Source organism: Exiguobacterium artemiae 255-15, assembly GCF_000019905.1.
In the GTDB taxonomy this organism is placed as follows: Bacteria; Bacillota; Bacilli; order Exiguobacteriales; family Exiguobacteriaceae; genus Exiguobacterium_A; species Exiguobacterium_A artemiae.
Genome location: NC_010556.1, coordinates 123,177 through 147,500, shown reverse-complemented (window position 1 = coordinate 147,500; position 24,324 = coordinate 123,177). Strand labels below are relative to the sequence as shown.

Below are 24,324 nucleotides of genomic sequence, written 5' to 3'. Positions count from 1 at the left end.
GTGGGCCATTACCCCACCAACTAGCTAATGCACCGCAAGGCCATCCCAAGGTGACGCCGGAGCGCCTTTCATCATCAGACCATGCGGTCTGAAGAACTATTCGGTATTAGCTCCGATTTCTCGGAGTTATCCCAATCCTTGGGGCAGGTTCCTTACGTGTTACTCACCCGTCCGCCGCTCATTCCCTTCACTTCCCTCCGAAGAGTTCCGTGAGCTTCCTGCGCTCGACTTGCATGTATTAGGCACGCCGCCAGCGTTCGTCCTGAGCCAGGATCAAACTCTCCATAAAGTGTTTGACTTGCTCGTTGTTGTGACCGAAGTCACGTTGACGAAGCTTGCGCTTCATTCATTGTTTGTATCCGAAGATACGTTTTTTGCCTCATCGTTCAGTTTTCAAAGTCCGATATGTCGTTTGACGACTTTTAAATCTTACAGTAAACTATTAACTGGTGTCAATAACTTTTTTCGTAAGTTTTTTTCGTTTTCGACGTGCCTGTGTGGCGTGTGCCTCAGCGACATGTATTAATATATCAACTCTTGTTTTTTACGTCAACTGTTTTTCTAAAAAAACATTAAAAAAGATGGACGCCGCTCTGACCGGATAAAACGGTAGCGCGGCGCCCTTTTCTTTTATGCTCTTTTCCCCGACGCAGCATTCGCTGAATTCGGTTTTTCCTGCAACCGGTGCAACATCAGAATCTGATACGCATTACAAACGAGTAATGTGGCAAGTGCCGCCCATAACATCCGTTTGTCTTGTGTCGCCTGAAGAGCCGGAACCCATTCAATCAATGTGATGACTGTCATCAAAAAGAGTGTCGGCACGAACGCCGTGAAGTTTGTCTCGCGGGCTTTCGTCCGAGCGACAAAAAACGCAATGATCAATAAGACAACCATCTCTCCGATATACAGGTTTGTTTTTTCAAATCCGAAAGCAAGACCGCGAAGGTAGATTCCGTCGAATAACGCAAATGCGATTAAGACGATTTGAACCCGGTCCCACAGCTTAGCTCCCCGAAAAATATCGAGTCCGACCCGGTGAAGGATCAGATACGAAAAGAATCCCATCAAACTGATGGCTGTCCATGTACTGCTGTAAGCCAGGGCTGTAACATATCCGCTGATCGATTGATTGCGGACATAACCCGGTTCAGCGACAAGGTTAAACACGAAGCCGGCGAGCGTCCCGATCAGGAGCGTCATCCAAAACAGCTTCAAAAATCCTCTAGTCTTCATTCATTATCCCTCTACTTTTTCGATGACACGCGCTGCGAGTTCATTATAGTGTGTTTCAAATGGATGGTCGTCACGGTAAATCGACGGTGCAAAGTCCGTGTCATTTGCATACGGCTGTCCAAGTGGAATCTTAGCTAGAATATCTGTTTTTAACGCTTCTGACAACTTCTCTCCGCCGCCTGAACCAAACACATACTCTTTTTCGCCCGTTACCTTGCTTTCGAAATACGCCATATTCTCGATGATTCCGAGTAAACGGTGGTTAGTTTTGATCGCCATCGCTCCTGCGCGTGCTGCGACGAATGCCGCAGTTGCGTGTGGTGTCGTGACAATCAGTTCCTGACAGCTTGGCAACATTGAATGAATATCGAGTGCCACGTCGCCTGTACCCGGTGGTAAATCAAGAAGTAAGTAATCGAGGTCGCCCCATTCGACGTCAGAGAAGAAGTTGTTTAACATCTTTCCGAGCATCGGACCACGCCAGATGACAGGTGCATTGTCTTCGACGAAGAAGCCCATCGAGATGACTTTTACGCCAAAACGTTCAGGTGGAACAATCCGGTCGTTGACGACCGTCGGACGGGTTTCGATGCCCATCATGTCCGGTACACTGAATCCGTAAATATCTGCATCAATCAATCCGACTTTTTTGCCCGCCCGTGCGAGGGCAACTGCCAAGTTGACAGAAACCGTTGATTTTCCGACGCCACCTTTACCGGAAGCAATCGCAATGAACGTCGTGCCCGACTCTGGTTTAAGAATCGACGGTGTCGTTGCTGCTTGAATACCGTGATCGCCGAGTGCCTCAAAACGTAACCCGACCGTCTTGAATCCTTTTTCTTTCAACTCTTTGACGATCTGTTGTTGTAACGCAAGCTGTTCGCCGGATCCTGCTTGCGCAAGTGCGATTTTAAGACTGACATAGTCTCCTTTGATGCGGACATCCCGAATCCCATTCGTATCTGTAAGCGAGCGTTCAATCGTCGGATCGATCATTTGCCCGACTACCTCGCGAATTTCTTGTTCATTCAACATAATGCCTTCCCCCTGAGAACGTTCGATTTAATCCATTTCAGTATAACAAAAATAAGATAGCGCTTGCACATTTCGACTCGGAAAGCATGACATTTCCTTGACGACACCAAGGAAACGGACGAAAAGGAGATTAAAAAAAGAGACCTCCCTCTTCGCAACTGCAAAAAGGGGGTCCCGGCGTGTTTAAAACATCCGATTCCACGTTGCGGGTCCGACGACACCATCGACCGTAAGTCCTTGCCGTTTTTGGTAAGCACGTACTTTCTCCGCTGTTTCCGCATCAAAGCGTTTCGTGACCGTCGCCTTGACTGCCCGCTGGATCCGCTCGATGTCCCGGCTGTTCATGTTGACGGCTCCTTTATAAAGGGGATTCCCCAGATAAGGCACCAAGACGTCTGTCGTCGTTTTGTTTAATTCAAAGTGAGGGTAGTCTTTAAAGCCGCTCCAATCCCCGCCCCAGGAAAAACCCTGCCGCTTCATGGCGTGAACGATTTGCTGAAAGTTTTCATCCGTATTAAAGATCGCTTCCGTGCCGTCCATGGAATATTGAAACAGATCAACGGCAATGCCCCGGTTATGATTCGATTGTCCCCCCCGGGCGTTCGTGACGATTGCCCCCGGAGTCGTCCGTCCTTGTGCATACAACTTCTCCTGCTCGGCATAGGAGCGGAATCCTTGAGCCACACCGACGTAAATCCCTCTGACATGGAGTTCACGGATGACCTGGCGTGTTTTCCGGGCAACTTCCGGCGACAGTCCCGGAACATTTAATTTCCGGTTGGCTCGTTCGAGTAACCAACTGACTGATACTGTCATCTTTCATCACACTCCTTTGTAACCTGTTCCCAAAAACCGAATCCGGTATACTTGACGATGGACGTGTTCTTATCCAATCATTCGGAAAAAGGAGTTTTTTGATGAAAAAACTGTTAGTCTTCGCAAGCGTCATCGCAGTCCTCTTACATATCGGCTATGCAATTTACTTTTATGCAGGGCATGAAGCAAATATAGCTTATCAACCCGCTCTCCCTGAAAACAGCACGGTGTTAAGTCAGGAGACGTCTTTTACCGGTGCAGTCGGTTCACAGACGGCGAATGATCCTCTTGCATTTTTACAGCATCTTTTCCTCCGGAGTATCCCGCTGACGTTTATTGCTCTCACAGCACTCTTATTCCTCATCCGAACAATACGACGACGTACGTTTTGAACGACAGACCATTGCTTGACCGCTTTTTTTAATTAAAGAGCGGTCTTTTGACATAAAAAAATCTCCCACCCGTAAGGATGAGAGATAAAACGATTAACGTTTTGAGAACTGAGGTGCACGACGTGCTGCTTTAAGACCGTATTTTTTACGTTCTTTCATACGAGCATCGCGTGTGAGGAAACCTTTAGCTTTAAGTGTTCCACGGAAGTCTGGATCCGCTTGAAGAAGAGCACGTGAGATACCGTGACGGATTGCGCCTGCTTGACCAGTGAAGCCGCCGCCTTTGACCGTTACCATGATATCGTATTTGCCTTCTGTTTCTGTGAGTACAAGTGGTTCTTTTGCAGTCATGATTAATGTTTCATAACCGAAGTATTCGCTGATATCGCGCCCGTTAACTGTGACTTTACCGTCTCCAGCAACGAGGAAAACGCGAGCTGCCGCGTGTTTACGGCGACCAGTGCCGTAGTAACGTACATCTGCCATCGTGTAGTTCCTCCTAAATTCGTATTAATTAACCGCGAAGTTCGTAAACTTCTGGTTGTTGTGCTTCTTGCTTATGAGTATCTCCAGCGTAAACGTGGAGTTTGTTGAACATTTGACGACCGAGGCTACCTTTTGGAAGCATCCCTTTGATCGCGAGTTCAAGCATACGCTCAGGTTTGTTAGCGAGTAAGTCGCGTGCGACAGTCTGCTTCAAGCCGCCTGGATGACCAGAGTGACGGTAGTAGACCTTTTTGTCGAGTTTGTTACCAGTTAAAACGATTTTCTCAACGTTGATGAGGATAACGTGATCCCCACAGTCAACGTGTGGTGTGAACGTAGGTTTGTGCTTACCGCGGAGAAGTGAAGCAACTTCGCTCGAAAGACGACCGAGTGTTTTGCCTTCTGCGTCGATAAGGAGCCATTTGCGTTCTACATCAGTAGCTTTCGCCATGAAAGTTGTGCGCATGTAAAATACCTCCTAAGGAATTTAAAAATTTCTTTTTTGATTTTTCATTTATTCACTGTTTGAATCTATCAGAATCTTAGGTGTACGGGGCTAAGATTGTGGTTTCATAATAAATGAAATGCCAATAAACATTGTATGTTTTTTAGCGGCTAATGTCAAATGCCTTTTTTAGACTCTGGGTAGAAAACTTCCCAAAGGTATAACCCGTGCGGTGGTGCCGTCACACCAGCGACGTTTCGATCCTTCGCTTCGAGCATCCGTTTGATGTCATCCGGGGCAAATCGACCGCGTCCGACATCAAGCAACGTGCCGACCATGATCCGGATCTGATTGTAGAGAAAACCGCTTCCTTGAAAACGAAAAATCAGTTCTTCCCCTTGTTCGATCAGTTCCGCTTCATAAATCGTCCGAACACGATTGTCCGTCTCTGTCTTCGCGACACAGAACGAACTGAAGTCATGAGTCCCGACTAAATGCGCTAATCCCAGACGAATTTGCGCAACATCGAGCGAATACGGAATCAGGACGGATTGATGACGCCGAAACGCATTTTCCGTCCGGCGCACGAAGTACCGGTACTCTTTCCCTACTACATCATACCTTGCTTCGAAGTCAGAAGCGACCTCTTTACAGTCCCGAACGCGAATATCGTCCGGTAATAACGTATTTAAAGCCTTCACCATGCTTGCCGGTGCAATCGAAAGCTCCGTATCAAAATGAATGACTTGTCCCTGTGCGTGCACACGGGCATCCGTACGTCCGGAACCGATGACCTTGACCGGATGCTTGTGCATCCGTCCAAGCGTCTTCTCGAGGACTTCCTGAATCGTCAGACCGTTTGGTTGCACCTGATACCCGGAATAGTCCGTTCCGTCATACTGAATCGTACATTTAAAGCGTCGCATCAAAATCCTCCCCGTAAATACACCAGCAACAGTCCGAGGGCGACCAGAAGCAGGATCAATCCCGTATCGCGTGTTGTCCACTTGGACTCACGGAGCCGGGTCCGTCCTTCACCGCCGCGGTATCCGCGGGCTTCCATCGCCGTTGCCAGATCTTCCGCCCGCTTAAATGCCGAGATGAACAGTGGAATCAACAAAGGAATGATCGCCCGCAGACGTTCCTTGATCGGTCCCGCCGATAAATCGACCCCGCGTGCCTGCTGCGCCTTCATGATTTTTTCCGTCTCTTCCGCCAGGGTCGGGAGGAAACGGAGTGAAATCGACAACATCAAGGCAATTTCATGGGTCGGGACACGGACGACCTTAAACGGTTTCAGGAGCAACTCAATCGCATCCGTCAGTTCGATCGGTGACGTCGTCAACGTGACGAGTGTCGTGATCGAGACCAGATAAAAGAAGCGGAGCGAAACGATGATCGCGAGACGTAATCCTTCTTCATAAATCTTGAACCAGCCGAATTCAAACAGAACGGCCCCTTCACGCGTAAACAACAGTTGAATGATGAACGTAAAGATAATTAAGAATAAGATCGGCCGGAGCCCCTTTAAGACGTAACGAATCGGTAATTTACTGCTGGCTAACGCAAAAAACGTAAACAGCAATAAAAAAATATTCGTTGCCGCATTATTGGCCAAAAAGACAAGCGGAATAAAACAGAAAGCAAAAATGATTTTCGCAACGGCAGACGAACGATGTAAATACGACGTTCCCGGTATATGTTGTCCTACAATCATCGTTTATCCTCCCGTACATGCAAAATCCAGTCAATCAATTCCGCTTCCGTCTGAAGCGATGGACGCGGTTGGTTCAATTGATCGGCCATCTGCCAGGCAAAGGCCAGAACGTGGGGTAAATCGAGATGGAATTGACGCAGTAACGTTTCTTGACGGAATAGACCCATTGGTTCTCCGTCATACGCAACCTGGCCCTCTTCCATGACGACGACGCGGTTCGTATATTCCAGCACCTGGTCCATGTCATGCGTAATCAACAGCAATGTCATTCCTGACTGTGCATGCAACTCGGCAAAGAGAGAAAGCATCTGCTTCCGTCCTTGCGGATCGAGTCCTGCTGTCGGTTCATCGACGATCAACACGTCTGGTTGACTAGCGAGTACGCCCGCAATCGCAACACGCCTCATTTGCCCACCAGACAGGTCAAACGGAGAACGTGACCAAAAGACTTCATCGAGTCCAACGGTACGTAAGGCATCTTTCGCTAACCGTTCTGCCTCTGCCGGTGCGTGACCGAAGTTCATCGGACCAAACATGACATCTTTCAAGACGGTTTCTTCGAACAATTGATATTCCGGATACTGAAAGACAAGACCCACCCGTTTCCGGAGTGCTTTTAAATCTTGTTTTCGTTTCGGTTCGATGATGATGTCATCGACCTGTACCTTCCCAGCTGTTGGTTTCAACAAGCCGTTGATGTGTTGGACGAGTGTCGACTTCCCGGAACCGGTATGCCCTACAAACGCAACAAGCGCCCCTGACGGAATCTCAAGATTCACATCACGCAGCGCGACTCGTTCAAACGGACTATTGAGTTGGTACGTATAGTTTAATTCCTGGATTAAGATTGGCATAAGCGGTTCACCAAGTCTCTTTCATCTAGTATCGTGTCCTCATAAGTAAGACCACGTACTGAAAGTTGCTCCTGCACCCGGACGACAAATGGAACATCTAGTCCAATCTGCTCAAGAAACGCGGATTGTGCAAACACCTCTTGCGGTGTCCCTTCTAAAACGATTTGCCCCGCATCCATGACAATGACACGACTGGCCCGTAAGACCTCATCGAGTTCATGTGTAATGGCAACGACGGCCATCGGGTGTTGCTCATATAATTCCTGAACGGTCGACATAACCTCAGTTCGTGCAATCGGATCAAGCATCGATGTCGCTTCATCGAGCACGAGAACATCAGGGCGCATCGCAAGCGCCGAGGCGATTGCGACACGCTGCTTCTGTCCGCCGGATAGTTGATGGGGTTCCCGATCAACAAAATCCGTAAGGCCAACGCGCGCTAGACTGTCGTCGATACGACGAACCATTTCCTCGCGTGGCACACCCCAGTTTTCCAGGGCAAATGCCACGTCGTCGCGCACGGTCGTGCCAACGAATTGATTATCCGGATTTTGAAAGACGATACCGATTGCGCGGCGCATCTCCCACAGTTGCTCCGGTACTGCACTTGAGAATGTCTCATTGACAGTAACCGTTCCTTCTTCAGGAAGCAACAATCCGTTAAACAGCTTCGTCAGCGTTGATTTTCCAGAGCCGTTGTGTCCAACGATCGCGACCCATTCCTGCGAATGAATCGAAAGAGAGACATTCCGTAAGGCTGGTTGTTCTTGTTCCGGGTAACGATATGTCACCTGTTCCAACTCAATCAGCTTTGTCATGTCTGCTCCTCCTTCATCAAATCAAAAATAATTTCATTTGTAACAAAAGGGCAGAAGCGAGTTACGCACTGCCCTTTTATTCGAATCATTTAAAAATTAAACGAGTTCGATGATGACCATTTCTGCGCCGTCACCACGACGTGGTCCCATTTTCATGATACGTGTGTAACCACCTTGACGCTCAGCAAAACGTGGTGCCACATCTGCAAACAACTTTTGGATTGCATCTTGTGTTTTACCAGCTTCGTTTTGACCAGCAGCTTCGCGACGAACGAACGATGCAACTTGACGACGAGCGTGGAGATCACCGCGTTTACCTAAAGTGATGAGTTTCTCAACGACTGGACGAAGTTCCTTCGCTTTTTGTTCTGTAGTTTGGATACGCTCATTGATGATGAGATCAGTCGCAAGGTCACGCAAAAGTGCCTTACGTTGTGAGCTTGTACGGCCTAATTTCGAGTATGCCATGGATGGATTCCCTCCTTCGTGCAATTAATAGTTTTAGTCTTCTTTACGTAGGCCCAGTCCGAGTTCATCGAGCTTCGCTTGAACTTCTTCGAGTGATTTACGTCCGAGGTTACGAACTTTCATCATCTCGTCTTCGCTCTTGTTCGCGAGTTCTTGAACCGTATTGATGCCGGCACGTTTCAAACAGTTGTACGAACGAACTGAAAGATCGAGTTCTTCGATCGTCATTTCAAGTACTTTTTCTTTTTGATCTTCTTCCTTTTCGACCATGATTTCGGCATGGAGCGCTTCGTCCGTAAGACCAACAAAGATGTTTAAGTGTTCTGTCATGATTTTTGCGCCGAGTGACACTGCTTCTTCAGGGCGGATTGAACCGTCCGTCCAAACATCAAGCGTCAACTTATCGAAGCTCGCATCTTGACCAACACGTGTTTTTTCAACTTGATAGTTTACACGTTGAATTGGCGTGTAAATCGAATCAATTGGAATGACGCCGATTGGCATATCGTCCCGTTTGTTATCTTCAGCCTGAACGTAACCACGGCCGCGACGAGCTGTCAGACGCATATGAAGTGATGCACCTTCTGCAAGTGTTGCAATGTGGAGTTCTGGGTTGAGGATTTCGACGTCGCTGTCATGCGTAATGTTCGCTGCAGTAACAACGCCGGCGCCTTGAATATCGATCTCAAGTGTTTTCTCTTCTTCCGAGTAAACTTTGAGGGCGAGTTTCTTGAGGTTCAAGATGATTTGGGTAACGTCTTCTACAACGCCATCAATCGTCGAGAACTCATGAAGAACGCCATCGATTTGGACTGCAGTGACTGCAGCACCCGGAAGTGAAGATAATAGGATACGACGCAATGAGTTACCAAGCGTTGTACCGAATCCACGCTCAAGCGGTTCTACCACGAATTTACCAAACGTAGCGTTGTCGCTTAATTCGACCGTTTCAATCTTCGGCTTTTCGATTTCGATCATCTGAACCCCTCCTTGAATATCGTCATGTTGGCCATCGCGTTCAATCGCCAACCGTCTTGTGCACGTTTCTACTGCCTTGCTTGGTCAAACGATCAACAAAAGTCTACTCGAATTCCCGCTTTGCAGTACAAGACGGGTTACACGCGACGACGTTTTGGAGGGCGGCAACCGTTGTGTGGAACTGGAGTTACGTCACGGATCGCTGTTACTTCAAGACCGATTGCTTGAAGCGCACGGATTGCAGCTTCACGACCTGCACCAGGACCTTTAACGTTAACTTCTACAGTACGCATACCGTTGTCCATTGCTGTTTTCGCAGCAGTTTCTGAAGCGAGTTGCGCAGCAAATGGAGTAGATTTACGTGAGCCTTTGAAGCCCATGTTACCTGCAGTTGCCCAAGAGATTGCATTCCCTTGCATGTCAGTGATCGTAACGATTGTGTTGTTGAATGTTGAACGGATATGCACGATACCAGATTCAATATTCTTTTTGACTTTACGTTTACTACGAACATTCTGTTTACGTTTTGCCATCTTAGTTTACCCTCCCTTACTTCTTCTTGTTCGCTACTGTACGGCGTGGGCCTTTACGAGTACGCGAGTTGTTTTTAGTGTTTTGACCACGAACTGGAAGACCACGACGGTGACGAACACCACGGTAGCAACCGATTTCGATCAAACGTTTGATGTTGAGTGAGATTTCACGACGAAGGTCACCCTCAACTTTTACTTTATCTAATCCATCACGGAGTTGGTTGAGTTGTTCTTCAGTCAATTCACGAGTACGAGTATCTTCAGAGATACCAGCTTCTTTCAAGACTTTCTGAGCAGTTGTTTTACCAACACCATAGATGTAAGTGAGTGAGATAACGATGCGTTTCTCACGTGGAATATCTACACCAGCAATACGTGCCATGTGTGCACCTCCTTGTTTAATTACCCTTGTTTTTGTTTATGCTTAGGGTTTTCGCAAATAACCATTACTTTGCCTTTACGGCGGATAACTTTACATTTTTCACAGATCGGTTTAACCGAAGGTCTTACTTTCATTGTGAATACCTCCTCCTGAAAAAATCGGAGTTTTTATTTGAAACGGTATGTGATCCGTCCGCGAGTCAAGTCGTATGGTGACAACTCAACCGTTACTTTATCTCCTGGTAGGATCCGAATGAAGTGCATCCGAATTTTTCCTGAGACGTGCGCGAGGACCGTGTGGCCGTTTTCTAACTCCACCTTAAACATCGCGTTTGGAAGCGGTTCGATAACCGTACCTTCCACTTCGATTACATCTTGTTTCGCCATCAATTATACCCCTTTCTCTATAAAGTTGATTGGGAGCCCAGACGATTTGTAGCGCTTAGGGGCTTTCTACAGTAGCCGTGAGAGAATCATCGGTCACAAACACGAGTGGATAGCGGCTTATAGAAAGGTGACACCAATAACGCGCACAGCTCACTCTGCATCGACCGTTAAGATCTCGTAGCCTTCGTCTGTGATGGCGATGGTGTGCTCAAAGTGGGCGCACATGCTACCGTCCACTGTCACTACCGTCCAATTGTCGGATAGCGTGCGAACATAGCGTTTTCCGACATTAACCATTGGCTCAATCGCCAAGGTCATGCCAGTTTTCAGGCGCGGCCCTTTCCCCGGTGGTCCATAATGTGGAATTTGCGGATCTTCATGCAAATTTTGTCCCACGCCGTGGCCCACATATTCGCGGACTACAGAAAAATTCGCTGCTTCAACATGTGACTGAATCGCATGCGAAATATCTGTCAGGTGCACGCCGGCTTTGGCGCGCTCCAATCCTTTATACAGAGATTCTTCAGTTACGTCAAGTAACCGCTTCGTCTCTTCAGAGATTGTACCTACCGGATATGTCCAGGCTGAATCTCCGTGATATCCGTTATACTCCGCCCCGATATCAATCGAGATGATGTCTCCATCGTGGAGTACGCGGTCACCCGGAATACCATGGACAAGTTCTTCATTTACTGAAGCACAAATGCTGCCAGTAAACCCATTATAACCTTTAAACGATGGTGTTGCCCCTTGACTTCGAATATAGCGTTCAGCAATCGCATCGAGTTGCCCCGTTGTGATCCCTGGACGAATATGAGCTTTGAGCTCCTTATGCGTCCGGGCGACGATTTGTCCTGCCTGACGCATGATGTCGATTTCACGCGGCGCTTTCGTGATGATCATTACTGACCACCAAGAAGTGCTTGAACATCGGAATAAACTTCATTAATCGGACGATCACCGTCCAAATTACGAAGATACCCTTTTTCAGCGTAAAAGTCAATCAAAGGTTGCGCTTGAGCGACGTTGACTTCAAGACGACGGCGAACCGTTTCTTCTTGATCATCTTCACGTTGAACAAGTGCTGATCCGTCGATATCACAGACACCCTCCACTTTTGGTGGGTTATAGATGACATGATACGTTGCTCCACATGTCGGGCAAATCCGGCGGCCTGTCAAACGAGGGACAAGTTTCTCCGGGTTCACACCGATGTGAACGACGTGATCGATTTGTTTATTTAGATCCGCAAGCAATACTTCAAGAGCATCCGCTTGTTTCACTGTGCGTGGGAAACCGTCAAGAAGAAAACCATTGGCACAGTCTTCTTTGGCGAGACGCTCACGTACGATGCCGATTGTGACCTCGTCCGGAACGAGTTCCCCTTTATCCATGTACGATTTCGCTTCCTGCCCGAGCGGTGTTTGATCTTTGATCGCCGCACGGAACATGTCGCCTGTCGAGATGTGTGGAATGGCGTAGTCTTCGATAATTTTCGCAGCCTGCGTTCCTTTTCCAGCACCCGGCAAGCCCATCAATACAAGATTCATGTCGGTAGCCTCCACTTCTATAGACTCTATAGACACAACAGAAAGGAAAGGGATGGTCCCCTTCCTCCCGCCTTATCGGATAAAGCCTTTGTAGTGTCGTTTAACCAGTTGACTTTCAATCTGTTTCATCGTCTCAAGACCTACACCGATGACGATCAACAGGCTTGTTCCACCAATCTGCACCGAGTTCGGTAAACCAGCGAACTTAATAAAGAACGTTGGCGTCACCGCGATGACAGCGAGGAAGAGTGAGCCGAAGAATGTCAGACGATACAGGATCTTCGTGATGTACTGTTCCGTTTGCTTACCAGGACGAATACCAGGAATGTATCCGCCTTGCTTTTGAAGGTTCTCTGCCATTTGTTCCGGGTTAACCTGAACAAATGTATAGAAGTAAGAAAATGCAATGATCAGTGCCACATAGATCGACATACCGATTGGACTCGTATAGTCGAAAATGTCACGGATCTTCGTCGCATTTTCCGGACTTGCAAAGAAACTTGCAACCGTTGGTGGCGTCACCATGAACGATACAGCGAAGATAACTGGGATAACACCAGCAGCATTCAGTTTAATCGGCAAGTGTGTCGATTGACCGCCTACTGGTGCACGGTTCACCGTACGCTTAGCGTACTGAATCGGAATCTTACGGGCAGCTTGCTGCACATAGATGACTCCGACGATGACCGCAATGATGATTAAAAGCAACAGTACGATATAAAGCACATTGACAAACAAAGCATCCCCTGCATTTTGGAGCTTTGTTTCGTAGATCTGACGGAACGCGTTCGGGAAGCCTGCGACAATCCCAGCGAAGATGATCATTGATATCCCGTTACCAATGCCCTTCTCCGTGATGAGTTCACCGAGGAACATCAAGAATGCGGTACCCGCCGTCAAAACAAGTGCAATCATAACGTACGTCCAGGTGCCGTATTGCTCATCGACAAGACCTGGGTAGATACGGTTAAATCCAAGCGCGATTCCAAACGCTTGGACTAAGCCGAGTACGATCGTTCCATAGCGCGTTACCGTTGCTAACTTCTTACGGCCCGCCTCTCCTTGTTTTGCCCATTCGGCAAACTTTGGAACAACGTCCATCTGTAAGAGTTGGACAACGATCGAGGCCGTGATATACGGCATGATTCCCATCGCAAAGAGTGAGAAATTCTGCAAAGCATTCCCGCCGAAGGAATTCAAGAAACCAAGAATACCATTCTGGTCGATCTTGAATACTTCAGTGTTTACCATCGGCACCGGGATATGTGCTCCGATACGGAACACGATAATCAGAGCCAAGGTAAAGAGAATGCGCCGACGAATGTCGGCTACGCGCCACATATTGGAGATCGCTTGAAACATTAGATCACCTCAACCGTACCGCCGGCAGCTTCGATCGCTTGCTTCGCAGCTTCGGAGAACTTGTGAGCTTTTACTGTCAGTTTCTTTTCAATCTTACCGTTAGAAAGGATCTTCACGCCATCCTTCATACCTTTGACTGCGCGAGTCTCGATAAGAAGTTCTGGTGTTACTTCCGTTCCATCTTCAAAACGGTTAAGTGTGTCAAGGTTGATAACCGCGAACTCTTTACGAGTCGGGTTGTTGAAGCCGCGTTTTGGTAAACGACGGAAAAGTGGGTTTTGTCCACCTTCGAAACCTGGACGAACACCACCGCCTGAACGAGCTTTTTGACCTTTGTGACCACGGCCAGAAGTCTTACCGTTACCAGAAGACATACCGCGACCTACACGGTTGCGTTCTGAACGTGAACCAGCAGCTGGTTTCAATTCATGGAGTTTCATAGTGGGGCACCTCCTCATAAAATTATATCAAACGTATTACTCTTGAATTTCTTTAACTGTCAATAAGTGTGACACGTGGTTAATCATCCCACGCATAGCAGCGTTGTCAGGTACGACAACAGTTTGGTGCATCTTACGGAGACCAAGCGTACGAGTAGTAACGCGTTGGTTCTCCGGACGACCGATCATGCTGCGTGTGAGGGTAACTGCGAGTTTCGCCATCTGTATTCCCTCCCTTTCTTAACCGCGAAGTTCTTCGACGGTTTTACCGCGGAGTTTCGCAACGTCTTCAGCACGTTTAAGTGAAGTGAGACCTTTAACAGTCGCACGAACCATGTTGATTGGAGTGCTTGATCCAAGTGATTTCGAAAGAATGTCGTTGATTCCCGCTAATTCGAGAACCGCACGAACTGGGCCACCAGCGATGACTCCAGTACCTTCAGAAGCAGGTTTCAAGAAGACGTGACCTGCACCGAAAATTCCGTTGATTTCGTGTGGAATTGTAGTGTTAACGATTGGAACGTTAACCATGTTTTTCTTTGCATCTTCGATTGCTTTACGGATCGCTTCAGGCACTTCCTGAGCTTTACCCGTACCGAAACCTACGTGACCATTTTTGTCACCTACGACGACGAGTGCAGCAAAACGGAAGCGACGGCCACCTTTTACTACTTTCGCGACGCGGTTTACAGTAACAACGCGTTCTTCGAGTTGATCCATGTTAATTTCTAACTGGCGCATGTAGAGGTTCCCTCCTTTTCTATTAGAATTTGAGACCAGCTTCACGAGCTGCTTCAGCTACTGCTTTAATACGTCCATGATAGAGGTATCCTCCACGGTCGAAAACGACTGTTTCAATACCTTTTTCAAGAGCGCGTTCAGCTGCAAGCTTACCAACTGCTGATGCAGCGTCAGTCGTGTTGCCTTTTTCAAGGTCGAGTGATGATGCAGATGCGAGTGTTGCATGTGTTGCATCGTCAATGACTTGTACGTAAATGTTCTTGTTCGAACGGAATACATTCAAACGTGGACGAGCTGCAGTCCCGATGATTGTACGACGTACACGACCATGACGCTTTTTACGCGTAGCATTTTTGTTTGCCTTTGAGATCATTTATGCCACTCCTTTCCGGTCAATTCGTCTTAACGAATTACTTACCTGTTTTACCTTCTTTACGACGGACGACTTCATCACTGTAACGAATTCCTTTACCTTTGTACGGCTCAGGCTGACGGTACGAACGGATCAATGCAGCAACGTGTCCAACACGCTCTTTGCTGATTCCGCGGACGATGATTTGCGTATTCGTAGGAACTTCGACTTCAATGCCTTGTTCCGGAGTGTACTCGATTGGGTGTGAATAACCGAGGTTGAGTACGATTTTGTTACCTTGCTTTTGAGCACGGTAACCAACACCTTGGATATCGAGTGTCTTAGCGAAACCGTTGTTTACACCTTCGACCATGTTCGCGATAAGCGCACGAGTCGTTCCGTGGATTGTACGGTTAGCTTTCTCGTCGTTTGGACGAGTGACAGTCAATTCATTACCTTCTACGTTGATAGCCATAGTCGGGTTGAACTCACGAGTGAGTTCACCTTTAGGACCTTTTACCGTAACTGTGCTGTTTTCAACTGTTACTGTAACGCCTGCTGGGATAACGACTGGCTTTTTACCAATACGTGACATTTAAGACACCTCCGTTCTTTTTATGCGTGAATTACCAGATGTATGCGATCACTTCGCCGCCGACTTTTTGTTGGCGAGCTTCTTTGTCTGTCATAACACCTTTAGATGTTGAAACGATAGCGATTCCGAGACCACCGAGTACTTTCGGGATTTCATCAGCTTTCGCGTAAACGCGAAGACCTGGTTTCGAGATACGTTTGAGTCCAGTGATGACGCGTTCGTTGCTTGCGCCGTACTTAAGGAATACGCGGAGCGTACCTTGTTTGCTGTCCTCGAGATATTCAACATCGCGGATGAAACCTTCACGTTTGAGGATTTCAGCGACTTCACGTTTGATTGTAGAAGCTGGCATTTCCAACTTCTCATGGCGAACCATGTTTGCATTACGAATGCGTGTAAGCATATCTGCAATCGGATCTGTCATAACCATGCGATGTACCTCCTTTCACAACTTTAATGAATTACCAGCTTGCTTTTTTAACACCAGGGATTTGACCTTTATGAGCAAGATCACGGAACTTAATACGGCTGATACCGAATTTACCAATGTAACCGTGTGGACGGCCAGTGATACTGCAACGGTTGTGTAAACGAACCGCTGAAGAGTTACGTGGGAGTTTGCTCAAGCCGATGTAGTCGCCTTGTGCTTTCAATTCTGCGCGTTGTTCAGCGTAGCGCTCGACGAGTGCTTGGCGTTTTACTTCACGTGCGATCATTGATTTCTTAGCCATGTGTGCGGCCTCCCTTATTTTTGGAATGGCATGCCGAGTGCTGTGAGAAGCTCACGTGACTCTTCATCCGTATTAGCAGTTGTAACGATAACGATGTCCATACCACGGACTTTAGATACGCGATCGTAGTCGATCTCTGGGAAGATCAATTGTTCCTTCACGCCTAGCGTGTAGTTACCACGGCCATCGAATGATTTCTTCGATACACCACGGAAGTCACGTACACGTGGAAGTGACACGTTGATCAACTTGTCGAGGAACTCATACATGCGCTCTCCACGAAGTGTTACCTTCGCGCCGATTGGCATACCTTCACGAAGTTTGAAACCAGCGATTGATTTCTTAGCTTTCGTGATGAGTGGCTTCTGACCAGTGAGGAGCTGAAGCTCTTCGACTGCCATGTCAAGTGCTTTCGTGTTCGTAACAGCGTCACCAACACCCATGTTGATTACGATTTTATCGACTTTCGGCGCTTGCATTACAGAAGTATAGTTGAATTTCTCCATCATTACTTTGACGATTTCGTCTTGGTATTTAGCTTTTAAACGGTTCATCAGAAAGTGGACCTCCTTTCTTTAAATCTTCTTATTTATCTAAAGCTTCGCCCGATTTTTTAGCGATACGTACTTTCTTGCCGTCAACCACAGTGAAACCAACGCGTGTTGGGTTTCCTGTCTTAGGGTCGATGAGCATAACGTTCGATACGTGAATCGGTGCTTCTTTCTCGACAATTCCGCCTTGCGGGTTGAGTTGAGAAGGTTTTGAGTGTTTTTTGATCATGTTAACGCCTTCGACGATAACGCGATCTTTTTTAGGCATAGCAGTAAGGACAACACCTTGTTTGCCTTTATCTTTACCAGTCATAACCTGAACTTTATCACCTTTTTTGACATGCATCGTTAGAGCACCTCCTTGTAGGAATTCTTTGGAATTAAAGTACTTCCGGTGCCAACGAGACGATCTTCATGAAGTCTTTTTCACGAAGTTCGCGTGCGACTGGTCCGAAGATACGTGTGCCACGTGGGCTTTTATCATCTTTGATGATGACTGCTGCATTTTCGTCAAAACGGATGTACGAACCGTCTTTACGACGAACGCCACGTTTAGTACGAACGACTACTGCGCGTACAACTTCACCTTTTTTGACAACGCCACCTGGTGTTGCTTGTTTAACTGTGCAAACAATTACGTCACCGATGTTAGCAGTTTTGCGACCAGATCCACCGAGGACTTTGATCGTCAAGACTTCACGAGCTCCTGAGTTGTCTGCTACTTTCAAGCGAGATTCTTGTTGAATCATACGATTGTACCTCCCTCCGGATGTTTATTCATCCGAACTAATTAGAGTTTAGATGATTACTGCTTTTTCGACGACTTCTACGAGACGGAAACGTTTGTCTTTAGAAAGTGGACGTGTTTCTTGAATGCGTACAACGTCACCGATTTTAGCTGTGTTGTTTTCATCATGCGTTTTGTACTTCTTAGAGTAGTTTACGCGTTTGCCGTAGAGCTTGTGCTTTACTTTAGTCTCAACTGTAACTACGATCGTTTTATCCATTTTGTCAGATACGACGCGTCCAGTTAACACTTTGCGGTTGTTAGTGCGTTCCATTGAGTGTTCCTCCTCTCAGAATCCGAGTGAATTATGCGTTGTTGATGCCGAGTTCGCGTTCACGAAGAACGGTTTTCGCGCGTGCAATCGACTTGCGCACTTCACGGATACGAGCAGGGTTCTCAAGCTGACCAGTCGCAAGTTGGAAACGAAGGTTGAACAACTCTTCTTTCCACGAACCGACTTTACCGTTGAGCTCTTCTGTAGTTTGCTGACGGAGATCAGTTGCTTTCATTCGTATCACCACCATTTTCTTCACGTTTTACGAACTTACATTTTACTGGAAGTTTGTGTGATGCAAGACGGAGAGCTTCGCGTGCGATCTCTTCCGATACTCCTGCGATTTCAAACATTACTTTCCCCGGTTTGACGACTGCAACCCAGCCCTCCGGAGCACCTTTACCTGAACCCATTCGGACTTCAAGAGGTTTTTTAGTGTATGGTTTATGTGGGAAAATCTTGATCCACACTTTACCACCACGTTTCATATAACGAGTCATCGCGATACGCGCTGATTCGATTTGACGGCTAGTGATCCAGCTAGCTTCTTGAGCTTGGATACCGAACTCGCCGAAGTGTACTGTAGTACCACGTTTCGCTTTACCACGCATGTTGCCGCGGTGAACACGACGATATTTTACACGTTTTGGTAACAACATGTTGTGTTGCCTCCTTCCCTAGACGGATGTGGATTATTGTTCGTTAGATGCTGCTTTTTTCGTAGGAAGCACTTCACCGTGGTGGAGCCATACTTTTACGCCAATTTTGCCGTAAGTTGTATCAGCTTCAGCAGTACCGTAATCGATGTCTGCACGGAGTGTATGAAGTGGAACTGTTCCTTCTGAATACTTCTCTGAACGAGCGATATCAGCGCCGCCAAGACGACCAGAAACTTCAGTCTTGATTCCTTTGATACCTGAACGCATAGAGCGTTGGATTGATTGCTTCATTGCACGACGGAACGATACACGGCCTTCAAGTTGGCGTGCGATGTTCTCAGCGACAAGTTTAGCAACTGCATCCGGGTTTTTCACTTCAACGACGTTAACGTGAACGCGTTTGCCTTTTGCAAGGTTAGTGATGTCTGTACGAAGCGTTTCGATTTCAGAACCGCCTTTACCGATAACCATACCAGGTTTAGCAGTGTGAAGTGAAATGTTCAAGCGGTTTGCTGCGCGCTCGATTTCAACTTTAGAGACACTAGCGTCTTTAAGACGTTTTTCGATATATTCACGAACTACGTAGTCTTCATGAAGGAGATCAGCATAGTCTTTATCTGCGAACCAACGTGATTCCCAGTCTTTGATGATACCTACGCGAAGACCAGTTGGGTTAATCTTCTGACCCACGGTAATCCCTCCTTATTTTTCAGATACCACGATGTGAACGTGGCTCGTACGTTTGTTGATGCGGCTTGCGCGACCCATTGCACGTGGGCGGAAACGTTTGAGCGTTGGACCTTCGTTGACGTAAGCCTCTGTTACTACGAGGTTTTCGATGTTCATGTCGAAGTTGTGCTCAGCGTTCGCGATTGCCGATTTCAATACTTTCTCAACGATTGGCGTTGCTGCCTTGTTCGTGTAAGCAAGAATCGAAAGTGCTTCACCGATTTGCTTCCCGCGGATTAAGTCTACTACTAGACGTGCCTTACGAGGAGCAATGCGAACCATATTAGCCGATGCTTTTGATTGCATAATGAGTACCTCCCCTCAGATTAACGTTTAGTCTTCTTATCGTTTCCAGCATGTCCTTTGTAAGAACGTGTTGGCGCGAATTCACCAAGTTTGTGACCGACCATATCTTCTGTCACGTAAACCGGTACGTGTTTACGACCATCGTAGACAGCGATCGTGTGACCGATGAACTCTGGGAAGATTGTAGAACGGCGTGACCAAGTTTTGATAACATGCTTGTCACCAGCTTCGTTGGCTTTGTCAACCTTAGCGAGCAAATGGTGATCTGCAAATGGACCTTTTTTCAAGCTGCGACCCATAGTTGTACCTCCCTTTGGCATGATTCAGGAACGGTTCCTGCGAACCGTTCAGAAATCACGTAATTATTTTTTAGAACGACGGACGATATATTTATCGCTCGCTTTGTTTTTCTTACGAGTTTTGTATCCGAGTGCCGGTTTACCCCAAGGAGTAAGTGGGCCCGAACGACCGATTGGAGCACGTCCTTCACCACCACCGTGTGGGTGATCAACTGGGTTCATTACAGAACCACGAACTGTAGGACGTTTTCCGAGCCAGCGTGAACGACCAGCTTTACCGATATTGACGAGCTCGTGCTCTTCATTACCGACAGCGCCGACTGTTGCACGGCAAGTAGCAAGGATCATACGTGTTTCGCCTGATTGGAGACGAACGATCGCGTATTTACCATCTTTACCGAGAAGCTGAGCAGAAGTACCAGCTGAACGAACGAGCTGACCACCTTTACCTGGCTTAAGTTCGATGTTGTGGATCAATGTACCAACTGGGATGTTTGAAAGTGGAAGAGCGTTACCGACTTTAATGTCAGCCTCAACTCCTGACATGACTTGCATGTCAACTTTCAATCCTTTAGGTGCGAGGATGTAGCGTTTTTCACCATCGATGTAGTGGACAAGAGCGATGTTTGCAGAGCGGTTCGGATCGTACTCAATTGTAGCGATACGGCCAGCGATGCCATCCTTGTTCCGTTTGAAGTCGATGATACGGTATTTACGTTTGTGTCCGCCACCTTGGTGACGTACTGTCAAGCGACCTTGGTTGTTACGTCCGCCCTTTTTCGAAAGCTTTTCAGTTAACGATTTTTCAGGACGTGAAGCCGTAATCTCAGCAAAGTCAAGCGCAGTCATATTACGACGACCGTTAGTGGTCGGTTTAAACTTTTTAATTCCCATCGAGAGTTCCCTCCTTTTCTACAGAGTACCGATTAACCGAGGTAATCGAGTTCTTTGCTATCTGCAGTAAGCGTGACGACCGCTTTTTTGCGGCGTGCTGTGTAACCAGCGTGACGACCTACGCGTTTTGCTTTTGGTTTTGAGATAAGTGTGTTGATTTTTTCAACTTTAACGCCGAAGATCGCTTCAACTGCATCTTTGATTTGCGTCTTAGATGCCTTTACGTCTACTTCGAACGTGTACTTTTTCTCAGCCATTTGGTTCACTGAGCGTTCAGTAATTACAGGACGTTTGATAATGTCGTGTGCGTTTGCCATTATGCAAGCACCTCCTCTACTCTCGCAACAGCATCCTTCGTGAAGATGACTTTGTCGTGTGCGACAAGATCAAGGACGTTTACTCCAGCAGCGTCAACGACTGTGACACCAGGAATGTTGCGTGTTGAAAGAACGACTGTCTCGTTGTAATCAGCAGTAACGACGAGGACTTTACGTTCGATTGAAAGAGCAGCGAAGACCGAAATCATGTCTTTTGTTTTCGGAGCATCGATTGTCAATCCTTCAAGAACGATGAACTCGTTGTTAGCGACTTTCGAAGAAAGTGCTGAACGTAATGCGAGACGACGAACCTTTTTAGGAAGTTTATAAGCGTACGAACGTGGTGTTGGACCGAAGACTGTTCCACCGCCAACCCATTGTGGCGAACGGATCGAACCTTGGCGTGCACGACCAGTACCTTTTTGTTTCCATGGTTTACGGCCGCCACCGCGAACTTCCGAGCGACCTTTTGTATCATGTGTACCTTGGCGACGTGAAGCTTGTTGCATGACGATTGCATCGTATACGACTGCTTCGTTTGGCTCGATTCCGAAAACGGCATCTGCCAACTCGATGTCTCCAACTTGTGTACCTGTTTGGTTAAGCAAAGCTACTTTAGGCATTCGTTATTCCTCCTTTCCTTGCAAACAAATTAGTTGCCTTTTACCGCAGTTTTGACGACAACTTGGCTCTTACGTGCGCCTGGGATAGCACCCTTGACGAGGAGTAAGCCGCGTTCTACATCAACTTTTACGATTTCAAGGTTTTGAACAGTGACTTGCTCTCCACCCATGCGTCCTGGGAGCAATTTCCCTTTGAATACACGGTTTGGAGCGACAGGACCCATTGAACCTGGGCGACGGTGGTAACGCGAACCGTGAGCCATTGGACCACGTGATTGGTTGTGACGCTTGATTGCTCCAGCGAAACCTTTACCTTTCGACGTACCTGTTACATCAACCATTTCGCCTGCAGCGAAAGTATCTGCTTTAATCTCTTGACCGATTTCGAAATCTGTTACAGATGTACGGATTTCTTTAATGAAGCGCTTAGGTGTCGCACTAGCTTTCGCTGCGTGACCTTTTTGCGGTTTGTTTTGACGACCTTCTTTGATATCACCAAAGCCGAGTTGGACTGCTTCGTAACCGTCCACTTCCATTGTCTTCAATTGAAGAACAACGTTACCTTCTACTGAAACGACAGTAACTGGTACTACTTCGCCTGACTCGTTGAAGATTTGTGTCATACCGAGTTTAGTTCCTAAGATTCCTTTAGCCATGAGATACACCTCCTAATATTGAATGATTTTGATCTTCTGGCTAGTATCAACTATTTATAGAAGAAAAATTAAAGTTTGATTTCGATGTCAACGCCCGATGGAAGTTCAAGACGCATAAGCGCATCAACTGTTTTCGGTGTTGGGTTAACGATGTCGATCAAACGTTTGTGTGTACGCATTTCGAACTGCTCACGAGCATCTTTGTACTTGTGAACGGCACGAAGTACTGTGTAGATCGCTTTCTCCGTTGGGAGTGGGATCGGACCAGATACAGTAGCACCAGAACGTTTTGCTGTTTCGACAATTTTCTCAGCCGATTGATCAAGCACGCGGTGATCGTATGCTTTCAAACGGATCCGAATTTTTTCATTTGCCATGTTGTTTCCCTCCTTTTCGCCTATTTTGTAAATAGACATTCTCCGCGGAAATTTCCACACTAGCCATGGCAATGCCGCCTGGTGTGTCATAACCTCCCGCTTCATCGCGTTGTGTTTGTGACCAACATATCCTAGTTTACTGAATTCCAAGCCGGAATGCAAGTAAAATAAAAATAGAATTTGTTTTCAAGTCTCTCACCACTCGCACAAACACTTTCCTCAGTATATAAGATGTCTGACCATGTTGCAAGACTGTTTTCAAAGAAATGAAAAAAGGCCTTCCGTCACGGGAGACGGAAGACCTTTATATCTTAAAAATTACTCAACGATTTCTGTAACTGATCCAGCGCCTACTGTACGGCCACCTTCACGGATTGAGAAACGAGTTTCTTTTTCAAGAGCGATTGGCGCGATGAGTTCAACAGTCAATTCGATGTTGTCCCCAGGCATTACCATTTCAGTTCCTTCAGGAAGTTGGCACATACCAGTTACGTCAGTTGTACGGAAGTAGAACTGTGGACGGTAGTTACCGAAGAATGGCGTGTGACGGCCACCCTCTTCTTTTGAAAGGATGTAAACTTGCGCTTTGAAAGTTTTGTGCGGTGTGATTGTGTTTGGTTTCGCGAGAACTTGTCCACGCTCGATGTCGTCACGTGATACACCACGGAGAAGTGCTCCGATGTTGTCGCCAGCTTCAGCATAGTCAAGAAGCTTACGGAACATCTCTACACCAGTACATACTGATTTTTTAGTTTCTTCGTGAAGACCAACGATTTCAACTTCGTCGTTGACTTTAAGAACTCCACGCTCAACGCGGCCAGTAGCTACTGTACCACGACCAGTGATTGAGAAAACATCCTCAACTGGCATCATGAAGTCTTTTTCAGTGTCACGAGTTGGCTCAGGGATGTACTCATCAACAGCGTTCATGAGTTCCATGATTTTTTCTTCCCATTTAGCTTCGCCGTTAAGCGCGCCGAGAGCAGATCCTTGGATAACCGGGAGGTCATCGCCTGGGAAGTCGTACTCAGAAAGAAGTTCGCGGATTTCCATTTCAACGAGTTCAAGAAGCTCTTCGTCGTCAACCATGTCGACTTTGTTCATGAATACTACGATGAAAGGAACACCTACTTGACGTGAAAGCAAGATGTGCTCACGTGTTTGTGGCATTGGACCATCAGTTGCAGAAACAACGAGGATCGCGCCGTCCATTTGTGCAGCACCAGTGATCATGTTTTTAACATAGTCAGCGTGACCTGGGCAGTCAACGTGTGCATAGTGGCGTTTGTCTGTTTCGTACTCGATGTGAGCTGTTGCGATAGTGATACCGCGCTCGCGCTCTTCTGGAGCACCATCGATTTGGTCAAACTTAGTTGCAGCTTTACCTTGTGATTTTGCAAGTACAGCTGAGATAGCTGCTGTCAAAGTTGTTTTACCGTGGTCGACGTGGCCAATTGTACCAACGTTAACGTGCGGTTTAGAACGGTCGAATTTTTCTTTACCCATTCTGAATTCCTCCTCTATGTGTCTAATAA

At 47.1% G+C, this 24,324-nt stretch carries 41 protein-coding genes and 1 rRNA gene (1 of these 42 cut by a window edge); 1 reads left to right on the top strand and 41 read right to left on the bottom strand.

Features of this window, described 5'->3' with window-relative positions:
- The 4 genes from EXIG_RS00865 to EXIG_RS00850 all read right to left on the bottom strand — a co-directional run.
- Nucleotides 1-289 (bottom strand): 16S ribosomal RNA (locus EXIG_RS00865); it reaches 1,273 nt to the left of the window's first position.
- Nucleotides 290-630: 341 nt separating this feature from the next.
- A complete protein-coding gene (locus tag EXIG_RS00860) occupies nucleotides 631-1,236 on the bottom strand; it encodes a KinB-signaling pathway activation protein (protein ID WP_012369046.1) in 606 nt (201 codons plus the stop codon).
- Nucleotides 1,237-1,239: 3 nt separating this feature from the next.
- The gene (salA, locus tag EXIG_RS00855; RefSeq protein ID WP_012369045.1) at nucleotides 1,240-2,271 is read right to left on the bottom strand and encodes an iron-sulfur carrier protein/transcriptional regulator SalA; all 1,032 of its coding nucleotides are present in this window, start codon (nucleotides 2,269-2,271) and stop codon (nucleotides 1,240-1,242) included.
- A gap of 183 nt (nucleotides 2,272-2,454) precedes the next feature.
- Nucleotides 2,455-3,087 carry a M15 family metallopeptidase gene (locus EXIG_RS00850; RefSeq protein ID WP_012369044.1) on the bottom strand — a complete coding sequence of 211 codons (633 nt, stop codon included), beginning with the start codon at nucleotides 3,085-3,087 and terminating at the stop codon, nucleotides 2,455-2,457.
- A gap of 101 nt (nucleotides 3,088-3,188) precedes the next feature.
- Here EXIG_RS00850 and EXIG_RS00845 point away from each other — a divergent pair, with 101 nt between their 5' ends.
- Complete coding sequence (locus EXIG_RS00845) at nucleotides 3,189-3,479, top strand: hypothetical protein (protein ID WP_012369043.1); 291 nt, start codon at nucleotides 3,189-3,191, stop codon at nucleotides 3,477-3,479.
- Between the two features lie 93 nt (nucleotides 3,480-3,572).
- Here the strand turns inward: EXIG_RS00845 and rpsI are convergent, their stop codons facing one another.
- From rpsI to tuf, 37 genes are all read right to left on the bottom strand, one after another.
- Complete coding sequence (rpsI, locus tag EXIG_RS00840) at nucleotides 3,573-3,965, bottom strand: 30S ribosomal protein S9 (RefSeq protein ID WP_012369042.1); 393 nt, start codon at nucleotides 3,963-3,965, stop codon at nucleotides 3,573-3,575.
- Between the two features lie 28 nt (nucleotides 3,966-3,993).
- Nucleotides 3,994-4,431: a 50S ribosomal protein L13 gene (gene rplM / locus EXIG_RS00835; RefSeq protein WP_012369041.1), complete on the bottom strand. Its 438-nt coding sequence runs from the start codon at nucleotides 4,429-4,431 to the stop codon at nucleotides 3,994-3,996.
- A gap of 155 nt (nucleotides 4,432-4,586) precedes the next feature.
- Nucleotides 4,587-5,336: a tRNA pseudouridine(38-40) synthase TruA gene (gene truA, locus EXIG_RS00830; RefSeq protein ID WP_012369040.1), complete on the bottom strand. Its 750-nt coding sequence runs from the start codon at nucleotides 5,334-5,336 to the stop codon at nucleotides 4,587-4,589.
- The gene (locus EXIG_RS00825; protein ID WP_012369039.1) at nucleotides 5,336-6,127 is read right to left on the bottom strand and encodes an energy-coupling factor transporter transmembrane component T family protein; all 792 of its coding nucleotides are present in this window, start codon (nucleotides 6,125-6,127) and stop codon (nucleotides 5,336-5,338) included. The genes truA and EXIG_RS00825 overlap by 1 nt, the downstream gene beginning before the upstream one ends.
- Nucleotides 6,124-6,981, bottom strand: a complete 858-nt coding sequence (locus EXIG_RS00820; RefSeq protein ID WP_012369038.1) for an energy-coupling factor transporter ATPase — start codon at nucleotides 6,979-6,981, stop codon at nucleotides 6,124-6,126. Before EXIG_RS00820 ends, EXIG_RS00825 begins: the two co-directional genes overlap by 4 nt.
- Nucleotides 6,969-7,799, bottom strand: a complete 831-nt coding sequence (locus EXIG_RS00815) for an energy-coupling factor ABC transporter ATP-binding protein (RefSeq protein ID WP_012369037.1) — start codon at nucleotides 7,797-7,799, stop codon at nucleotides 6,969-6,971. Before EXIG_RS00815 ends, EXIG_RS00820 begins: the two co-directional genes overlap by 13 nt.
- A 96-nt stretch (nucleotides 7,800-7,895) precedes the next feature.
- The gene (gene rplQ / locus EXIG_RS00810; protein WP_012369036.1) at nucleotides 7,896-8,267 is read right to left on the bottom strand and encodes a 50S ribosomal protein L17; all 372 of its coding nucleotides are present in this window, start codon (nucleotides 8,265-8,267) and stop codon (nucleotides 7,896-7,898) included.
- A gap of 33 nt (nucleotides 8,268-8,300) precedes the next feature.
- On the bottom strand, nucleotides 8,301-9,245 hold the full coding sequence (locus EXIG_RS00805; protein ID WP_012369035.1) for a DNA-directed RNA polymerase subunit alpha: 945 nt from the start codon (nucleotides 9,243-9,245) through the stop codon (nucleotides 8,301-8,303).
- 137 nt (nucleotides 9,246-9,382) lie between these two features.
- A complete protein-coding gene (gene rpsK / locus EXIG_RS00800; RefSeq protein WP_012369034.1) occupies nucleotides 9,383-9,778 on the bottom strand; it encodes a 30S ribosomal protein S11 in 396 nt (131 codons plus the stop codon).
- Nucleotides 9,779-9,794: 16 nt separating this feature from the next.
- Nucleotides 9,795-10,160, bottom strand: a complete 366-nt coding sequence (rpsM, locus tag EXIG_RS00795) for a 30S ribosomal protein S13 (protein WP_012369033.1) — start codon at nucleotides 10,158-10,160, stop codon at nucleotides 9,795-9,797.
- Nucleotides 10,161-10,180: 20 nt separating this feature from the next.
- A complete protein-coding gene (rpmJ, locus tag EXIG_RS00790; protein WP_003156543.1) occupies nucleotides 10,181-10,294 on the bottom strand; it encodes a 50S ribosomal protein L36 in 114 nt (37 codons plus the stop codon).
- A 33-nt stretch (nucleotides 10,295-10,327) separates the two neighbouring features.
- Nucleotides 10,328-10,546, bottom strand: coding sequence for a translation initiation factor IF-1 (infA, locus tag EXIG_RS00785; protein ID WP_012369032.1), 219 nt, complete (start codon nucleotides 10,544-10,546; stop codon nucleotides 10,328-10,330).
- A gap of 150 nt (nucleotides 10,547-10,696) precedes the next feature.
- The gene (gene map / locus EXIG_RS00780; protein WP_012369031.1) at nucleotides 10,697-11,449 is read right to left on the bottom strand and encodes a type I methionyl aminopeptidase; all 753 of its coding nucleotides are present in this window, start codon (nucleotides 11,447-11,449) and stop codon (nucleotides 10,697-10,699) included.
- Nucleotides 11,449-12,096 carry an adenylate kinase gene (locus EXIG_RS00775; RefSeq protein WP_012369030.1) on the bottom strand — a complete coding sequence of 216 codons (648 nt, stop codon included), beginning with the start codon at nucleotides 12,094-12,096 and terminating at the stop codon, nucleotides 11,449-11,451. Before EXIG_RS00775 ends, map begins: the two co-directional genes overlap by 1 nt.
- Before the next feature lie 72 nt (nucleotides 12,097-12,168).
- Nucleotides 12,169-13,458: a preprotein translocase subunit SecY gene (gene secY, locus EXIG_RS00770; RefSeq protein ID WP_012369029.1), complete on the bottom strand. Its 1,290-nt coding sequence runs from the start codon at nucleotides 13,456-13,458 to the stop codon at nucleotides 12,169-12,171.
- Nucleotides 13,458-13,898, bottom strand: coding sequence for a 50S ribosomal protein L15 (gene rplO, locus EXIG_RS00765; protein WP_012369028.1), 441 nt, complete (start codon nucleotides 13,896-13,898; stop codon nucleotides 13,458-13,460). Before rplO ends, secY begins: the two co-directional genes overlap by 1 nt.
- A gap of 36 nt (nucleotides 13,899-13,934) precedes the next feature.
- Nucleotides 13,935-14,120, bottom strand: coding sequence for a 50S ribosomal protein L30 (rpmD, locus tag EXIG_RS00760; protein ID WP_012369027.1), 186 nt, complete (start codon nucleotides 14,118-14,120; stop codon nucleotides 13,935-13,937).
- Nucleotides 14,121-14,138: 18 nt separating this feature from the next.
- Nucleotides 14,139-14,639, bottom strand: a complete 501-nt coding sequence (gene rpsE, locus EXIG_RS00755) for a 30S ribosomal protein S5 (RefSeq protein ID WP_012369026.1) — start codon at nucleotides 14,637-14,639, stop codon at nucleotides 14,139-14,141.
- Nucleotides 14,640-14,661: 22 nt separating this feature from the next.
- A complete protein-coding gene (gene rplR, locus EXIG_RS00750; protein ID WP_012369025.1) occupies nucleotides 14,662-15,012 on the bottom strand; it encodes a 50S ribosomal protein L18 in 351 nt (116 codons plus the stop codon).
- Nucleotides 15,013-15,049: 37 nt separating this feature from the next.
- Complete coding sequence (gene rplF, locus EXIG_RS00745; protein ID WP_012369024.1) at nucleotides 15,050-15,586, bottom strand: 50S ribosomal protein L6; 537 nt, start codon at nucleotides 15,584-15,586, stop codon at nucleotides 15,050-15,052.
- Nucleotides 15,587-15,617: 31 nt separating this feature from the next.
- Complete coding sequence (rpsH, locus tag EXIG_RS00740) at nucleotides 15,618-16,016, bottom strand: 30S ribosomal protein S8 (RefSeq protein ID WP_012369023.1); 399 nt, start codon at nucleotides 16,014-16,016, stop codon at nucleotides 15,618-15,620.
- 31 nt (nucleotides 16,017-16,047) lie between these two features.
- Complete coding sequence (gene rpsN / locus EXIG_RS00735) at nucleotides 16,048-16,317, bottom strand: 30S ribosomal protein S14 (RefSeq protein WP_012369022.1); 270 nt, start codon at nucleotides 16,315-16,317, stop codon at nucleotides 16,048-16,050.
- A gap of 14 nt (nucleotides 16,318-16,331) precedes the next feature.
- Nucleotides 16,332-16,871, bottom strand: a complete 540-nt coding sequence (gene rplE / locus EXIG_RS00730) for a 50S ribosomal protein L5 (RefSeq protein WP_012369021.1) — start codon at nucleotides 16,869-16,871, stop codon at nucleotides 16,332-16,334.
- Nucleotides 16,872-16,902: 31 nt separating this feature from the next.
- Nucleotides 16,903-17,214 (bottom strand): 50S ribosomal protein L24, encoded by a 312-nt coding sequence (gene rplX, locus EXIG_RS00725; RefSeq protein ID WP_012369020.1) that lies wholly within the window; start codon nucleotides 17,212-17,214, stop codon nucleotides 16,903-16,905.
- A 34-nt stretch (nucleotides 17,215-17,248) separates the two neighbouring features.
- Entirely contained in the window at nucleotides 17,249-17,617 is a 369-nt protein-coding gene (rplN, locus tag EXIG_RS00720; protein ID WP_012369019.1) for a 50S ribosomal protein L14, read from the bottom strand.
- Nucleotides 17,618-17,665: 48 nt separating this feature from the next.
- On the bottom strand, nucleotides 17,666-17,929 hold the full coding sequence (gene rpsQ / locus EXIG_RS00715) for a 30S ribosomal protein S17 (RefSeq protein ID WP_012369018.1): 264 nt from the start codon (nucleotides 17,927-17,929) through the stop codon (nucleotides 17,666-17,668).
- A 31-nt stretch (nucleotides 17,930-17,960) separates the two neighbouring features.
- A complete protein-coding gene (gene rpmC / locus EXIG_RS00710) occupies nucleotides 17,961-18,164 on the bottom strand; it encodes a 50S ribosomal protein L29 (RefSeq protein WP_012369017.1) in 204 nt (67 codons plus the stop codon).
- Nucleotides 18,151-18,588 carry a 50S ribosomal protein L16 gene (rplP, locus tag EXIG_RS00705; RefSeq protein ID WP_012369016.1) on the bottom strand — a complete coding sequence of 146 codons (438 nt, stop codon included), beginning with the start codon at nucleotides 18,586-18,588 and terminating at the stop codon, nucleotides 18,151-18,153. Before rplP ends, rpmC begins: the two co-directional genes overlap by 14 nt.
- A 33-nt stretch (nucleotides 18,589-18,621) precedes the next feature.
- Nucleotides 18,622-19,278, bottom strand: coding sequence for a 30S ribosomal protein S3 (gene rpsC, locus EXIG_RS00700; protein ID WP_012369015.1), 657 nt, complete (start codon nucleotides 19,276-19,278; stop codon nucleotides 18,622-18,624).
- 12 nt (nucleotides 19,279-19,290) lie between these two features.
- Nucleotides 19,291-19,623 carry a 50S ribosomal protein L22 gene (gene rplV, locus EXIG_RS00695; RefSeq protein WP_012369014.1) on the bottom strand — a complete coding sequence of 111 codons (333 nt, stop codon included), beginning with the start codon at nucleotides 19,621-19,623 and terminating at the stop codon, nucleotides 19,291-19,293.
- Between the two features lie 20 nt (nucleotides 19,624-19,643).
- On the bottom strand, nucleotides 19,644-19,922 hold the full coding sequence (gene rpsS, locus EXIG_RS00690; protein WP_012369013.1) for a 30S ribosomal protein S19: 279 nt from the start codon (nucleotides 19,920-19,922) through the stop codon (nucleotides 19,644-19,646).
- A gap of 63 nt (nucleotides 19,923-19,985) precedes the next feature.
- The gene (gene rplB / locus EXIG_RS00685; RefSeq protein WP_012369012.1) at nucleotides 19,986-20,816 is read right to left on the bottom strand and encodes a 50S ribosomal protein L2; all 831 of its coding nucleotides are present in this window, start codon (nucleotides 20,814-20,816) and stop codon (nucleotides 19,986-19,988) included.
- Between the two features lie 32 nt (nucleotides 20,817-20,848).
- The gene (gene rplW, locus EXIG_RS00680) at nucleotides 20,849-21,133 is read right to left on the bottom strand and encodes a 50S ribosomal protein L23 (RefSeq protein ID WP_012369011.1); all 285 of its coding nucleotides are present in this window, start codon (nucleotides 21,131-21,133) and stop codon (nucleotides 20,849-20,851) included.
- A complete protein-coding gene (gene rplD, locus EXIG_RS00675) occupies nucleotides 21,133-21,756 on the bottom strand; it encodes a 50S ribosomal protein L4 (RefSeq protein ID WP_012369010.1) in 624 nt (207 codons plus the stop codon). Before rplD ends, rplW begins: the two co-directional genes overlap by 1 nt.
- 29 nt (nucleotides 21,757-21,785) lie before the next feature.
- Nucleotides 21,786-22,412: a 50S ribosomal protein L3 gene (rplC, locus tag EXIG_RS00670; RefSeq protein ID WP_012369009.1), complete on the bottom strand. Its 627-nt coding sequence runs from the start codon at nucleotides 22,410-22,412 to the stop codon at nucleotides 21,786-21,788.
- A 68-nt stretch (nucleotides 22,413-22,480) separates the two neighbouring features.
- Nucleotides 22,481-22,789, bottom strand: coding sequence for a 30S ribosomal protein S10 (gene rpsJ / locus EXIG_RS00665; RefSeq protein ID WP_012369008.1), 309 nt, complete (start codon nucleotides 22,787-22,789; stop codon nucleotides 22,481-22,483).
- A gap of 318 nt (nucleotides 22,790-23,107) precedes the next feature.
- Complete coding sequence (tuf, locus tag EXIG_RS00660; protein ID WP_012369007.1) at nucleotides 23,108-24,295, bottom strand: elongation factor Tu; 1,188 nt, start codon at nucleotides 24,293-24,295, stop codon at nucleotides 23,108-23,110.
- Between the last annotated feature and the right edge of the window lie 29 nt (nucleotides 24,296-24,324).

Excerpts from the sequence above, each read along its gene's own strand:
- EXIG_RS00860 (WP_012369046.1), bottom strand. The coding sequence starts at position 1,236 with ATGAAGACTAGAGGATTTTTGAAGCTGTTTTGGATGACGCTCCTGATC.
- salA (WP_012369045.1), bottom strand. The coding sequence starts at position 2,271 with ATGTTGAATGAACAAGAAATTCGCGAGGTAGTCGGGCAAATGATCGAT.
- EXIG_RS00850 (WP_012369044.1), bottom strand. The coding sequence starts at position 3,087 with ATGACAGTATCAGTCAGTTGGTTACTCGAACGAGCCAACCGGAAATTA.
- EXIG_RS00845 (WP_012369043.1), top strand. The coding sequence starts at position 3,189 with ATGAAAAAACTGTTAGTCTTCGCAAGCGTCATCGCAGTCCTCTTACAT.
- rpsI (WP_012369042.1), bottom strand. The coding sequence starts at position 3,965 with ATGGCAGATGTACGTTACTACGGCACTGGTCGCCGTAAACACGCGGCA.
- rplM (WP_012369041.1), bottom strand. The coding sequence starts at position 4,431 with ATGCGCACAACTTTCATGGCGAAAGCTACTGATGTAGAACGCAAATGG.
- truA (WP_012369040.1), bottom strand. The coding sequence starts at position 5,336 with ATGCGACGCTTTAAATGTACGATTCAGTATGACGGAACGGACTATTCC.
- EXIG_RS00825 (WP_012369039.1), bottom strand. The coding sequence starts at position 6,127 with ATGATTGTAGGACAACATATACCGGGAACGTCGTATTTACATCGTTCG.
- EXIG_RS00820 (WP_012369038.1), bottom strand. The coding sequence starts at position 6,981 with ATGCCAATCTTAATCCAGGAATTAAACTATACGTACCAACTCAATAGT.
- EXIG_RS00815 (WP_012369037.1), bottom strand. The coding sequence starts at position 7,799 with ATGACAAAGCTGATTGAGTTGGAACAGGTGACATATCGTTACCCGGAA.
- rplQ (WP_012369036.1), bottom strand. The coding sequence starts at position 8,267 with ATGGCATACTCGAAATTAGGCCGTACAAGCTCACAACGTAAGGCACTT.
- EXIG_RS00805 (WP_012369035.1), bottom strand. The coding sequence starts at position 9,245 with ATGATCGAAATCGAAAAGCCGAAGATTGAAACGGTCGAATTAAGCGAC.
- rpsK (WP_012369034.1), bottom strand. The coding sequence starts at position 9,778 with ATGGCAAAACGTAAACAGAATGTTCGTAGTAAACGTAAAGTCAAAAAG.
- rpsM (WP_012369033.1), bottom strand. The coding sequence starts at position 10,160 with ATGGCACGTATTGCTGGTGTAGATATTCCACGTGAGAAACGCATCGTT.
- rpmJ (WP_003156543.1), bottom strand. The coding sequence starts at position 10,294 with ATGAAAGTAAGACCTTCGGTTAAACCGATCTGTGAAAAATGTAAAGTT.
- infA (WP_012369032.1), bottom strand. The coding sequence starts at position 10,546 with ATGGCGAAACAAGATGTAATCGAAGTGGAAGGTACGGTTATCGAACCG.
- map (WP_012369031.1), bottom strand. The coding sequence starts at position 11,449 with ATGATCATCACGAAAGCGCCGCGTGAAATCGACATCATGCGTCAGGCA.
- EXIG_RS00775 (WP_012369030.1), bottom strand. The coding sequence starts at position 12,096 with ATGAATCTTGTATTGATGGGCTTGCCGGGTGCTGGAAAAGGAACGCAG.
- secY (WP_012369029.1), bottom strand. The coding sequence starts at position 13,458 with ATGTTTCAAGCGATCTCCAATATGTGGCGCGTAGCCGACATTCGTCGG.
- rplO (WP_012369028.1), bottom strand. The coding sequence starts at position 13,898 with ATGAAACTCCATGAATTGAAACCAGCTGCTGGTTCACGTTCAGAACGC.
- rpmD (WP_012369027.1), bottom strand. The coding sequence starts at position 14,120 with ATGGCGAAACTCGCAGTTACCCTCACACGCAGCATGATCGGTCGTCCG.
- rpsE (WP_012369026.1), bottom strand. The coding sequence starts at position 14,639 with ATGCGCCAGTTAGAAATTAACATGGATCAACTCGAAGAACGCGTTGTT.
- rplR (WP_012369025.1), bottom strand. The coding sequence starts at position 15,012 with ATGATCTCAAAGGCAAACAAAAATGCTACGCGTAAAAAGCGTCATGGT.
- rplF (WP_012369024.1), bottom strand. The coding sequence starts at position 15,586 with ATGTCACGTATTGGTAAAAAGCCAGTCGTTATCCCAGCAGGCGTTACA.
- rpsH (WP_012369023.1), bottom strand. The coding sequence starts at position 16,016 with ATGGTTATGACAGATCCGATTGCAGATATGCTTACACGCATTCGTAAT.
- rpsN (WP_012369022.1), bottom strand. The coding sequence starts at position 16,317 with ATGGCTAAGAAATCAATGATCGCACGTGAAGTAAAACGCCAAGCACTC.
- rplE (WP_012369021.1), bottom strand. The coding sequence starts at position 16,871 with ATGAACCGTTTAAAAGCTAAATACCAAGACGAAATCGTCAAAGTAATG.
- rplX (WP_012369020.1), bottom strand. The coding sequence starts at position 17,214 with ATGCATGTCAAAAAAGGTGATAAAGTTCAGGTTATGACTGGTAAAGAT.
- rplN (WP_012369019.1), bottom strand. The coding sequence starts at position 17,617 with ATGATTCAACAAGAATCTCGCTTGAAAGTAGCAGACAACTCAGGAGCT.
- rpsQ (WP_012369018.1), bottom strand. The coding sequence starts at position 17,929 with ATGGAACGCACTAACAACCGCAAAGTGTTAACTGGACGCGTCGTATCT.
- rpmC (WP_012369017.1), bottom strand. The coding sequence starts at position 18,164 with ATGAAAGCAACTGATCTCCGTCAGCAAACTACAGAAGAGCTCAACGGT.
- rplP (WP_012369016.1), bottom strand. The coding sequence starts at position 18,588 with ATGTTGTTACCAAAACGTGTAAAATATCGTCGTGTTCACCGCGGCAAC.
- rplV (WP_012369014.1), bottom strand. The coding sequence starts at position 19,623 with ATGCAATCAAAAGCATCGGCTAATATGGTTCGCATTGCTCCTCGTAAG.
- rpsS (WP_012369013.1), bottom strand. The coding sequence starts at position 19,922 with ATGGGTCGCAGCTTGAAAAAAGGTCCATTTGCAGATCACCATTTGCTC.
- rplB (WP_012369012.1), bottom strand. The coding sequence starts at position 20,816 with ATGGGAATTAAAAAGTTTAAACCGACCACTAACGGTCGTCGTAATATG.
- rplW (WP_012369011.1), bottom strand. The coding sequence starts at position 21,133 with ATGGCAAACGCACACGACATTATCAAACGTCCTGTAATTACTGAACGC.
- rplD (WP_012369010.1), bottom strand. The coding sequence starts at position 21,756 with ATGCCTAAAGTAGCTTTGCTTAACCAAACAGGTACACAAGTTGGAGAC.
- rplC (WP_012369009.1), bottom strand. The coding sequence starts at position 22,412 with ATGGCTAAAGGAATCTTAGGAACTAAACTCGGTATGACACAAATCTTC.
- rpsJ (WP_012369008.1), bottom strand. The coding sequence starts at position 22,789 with ATGGCAAATGAAAAAATTCGGATCCGTTTGAAAGCATACGATCACCGC.
- tuf (WP_012369007.1), bottom strand. The coding sequence starts at position 24,295 with ATGGGTAAAGAAAAATTCGACCGTTCTAAACCGCACGTTAACGTTGGT.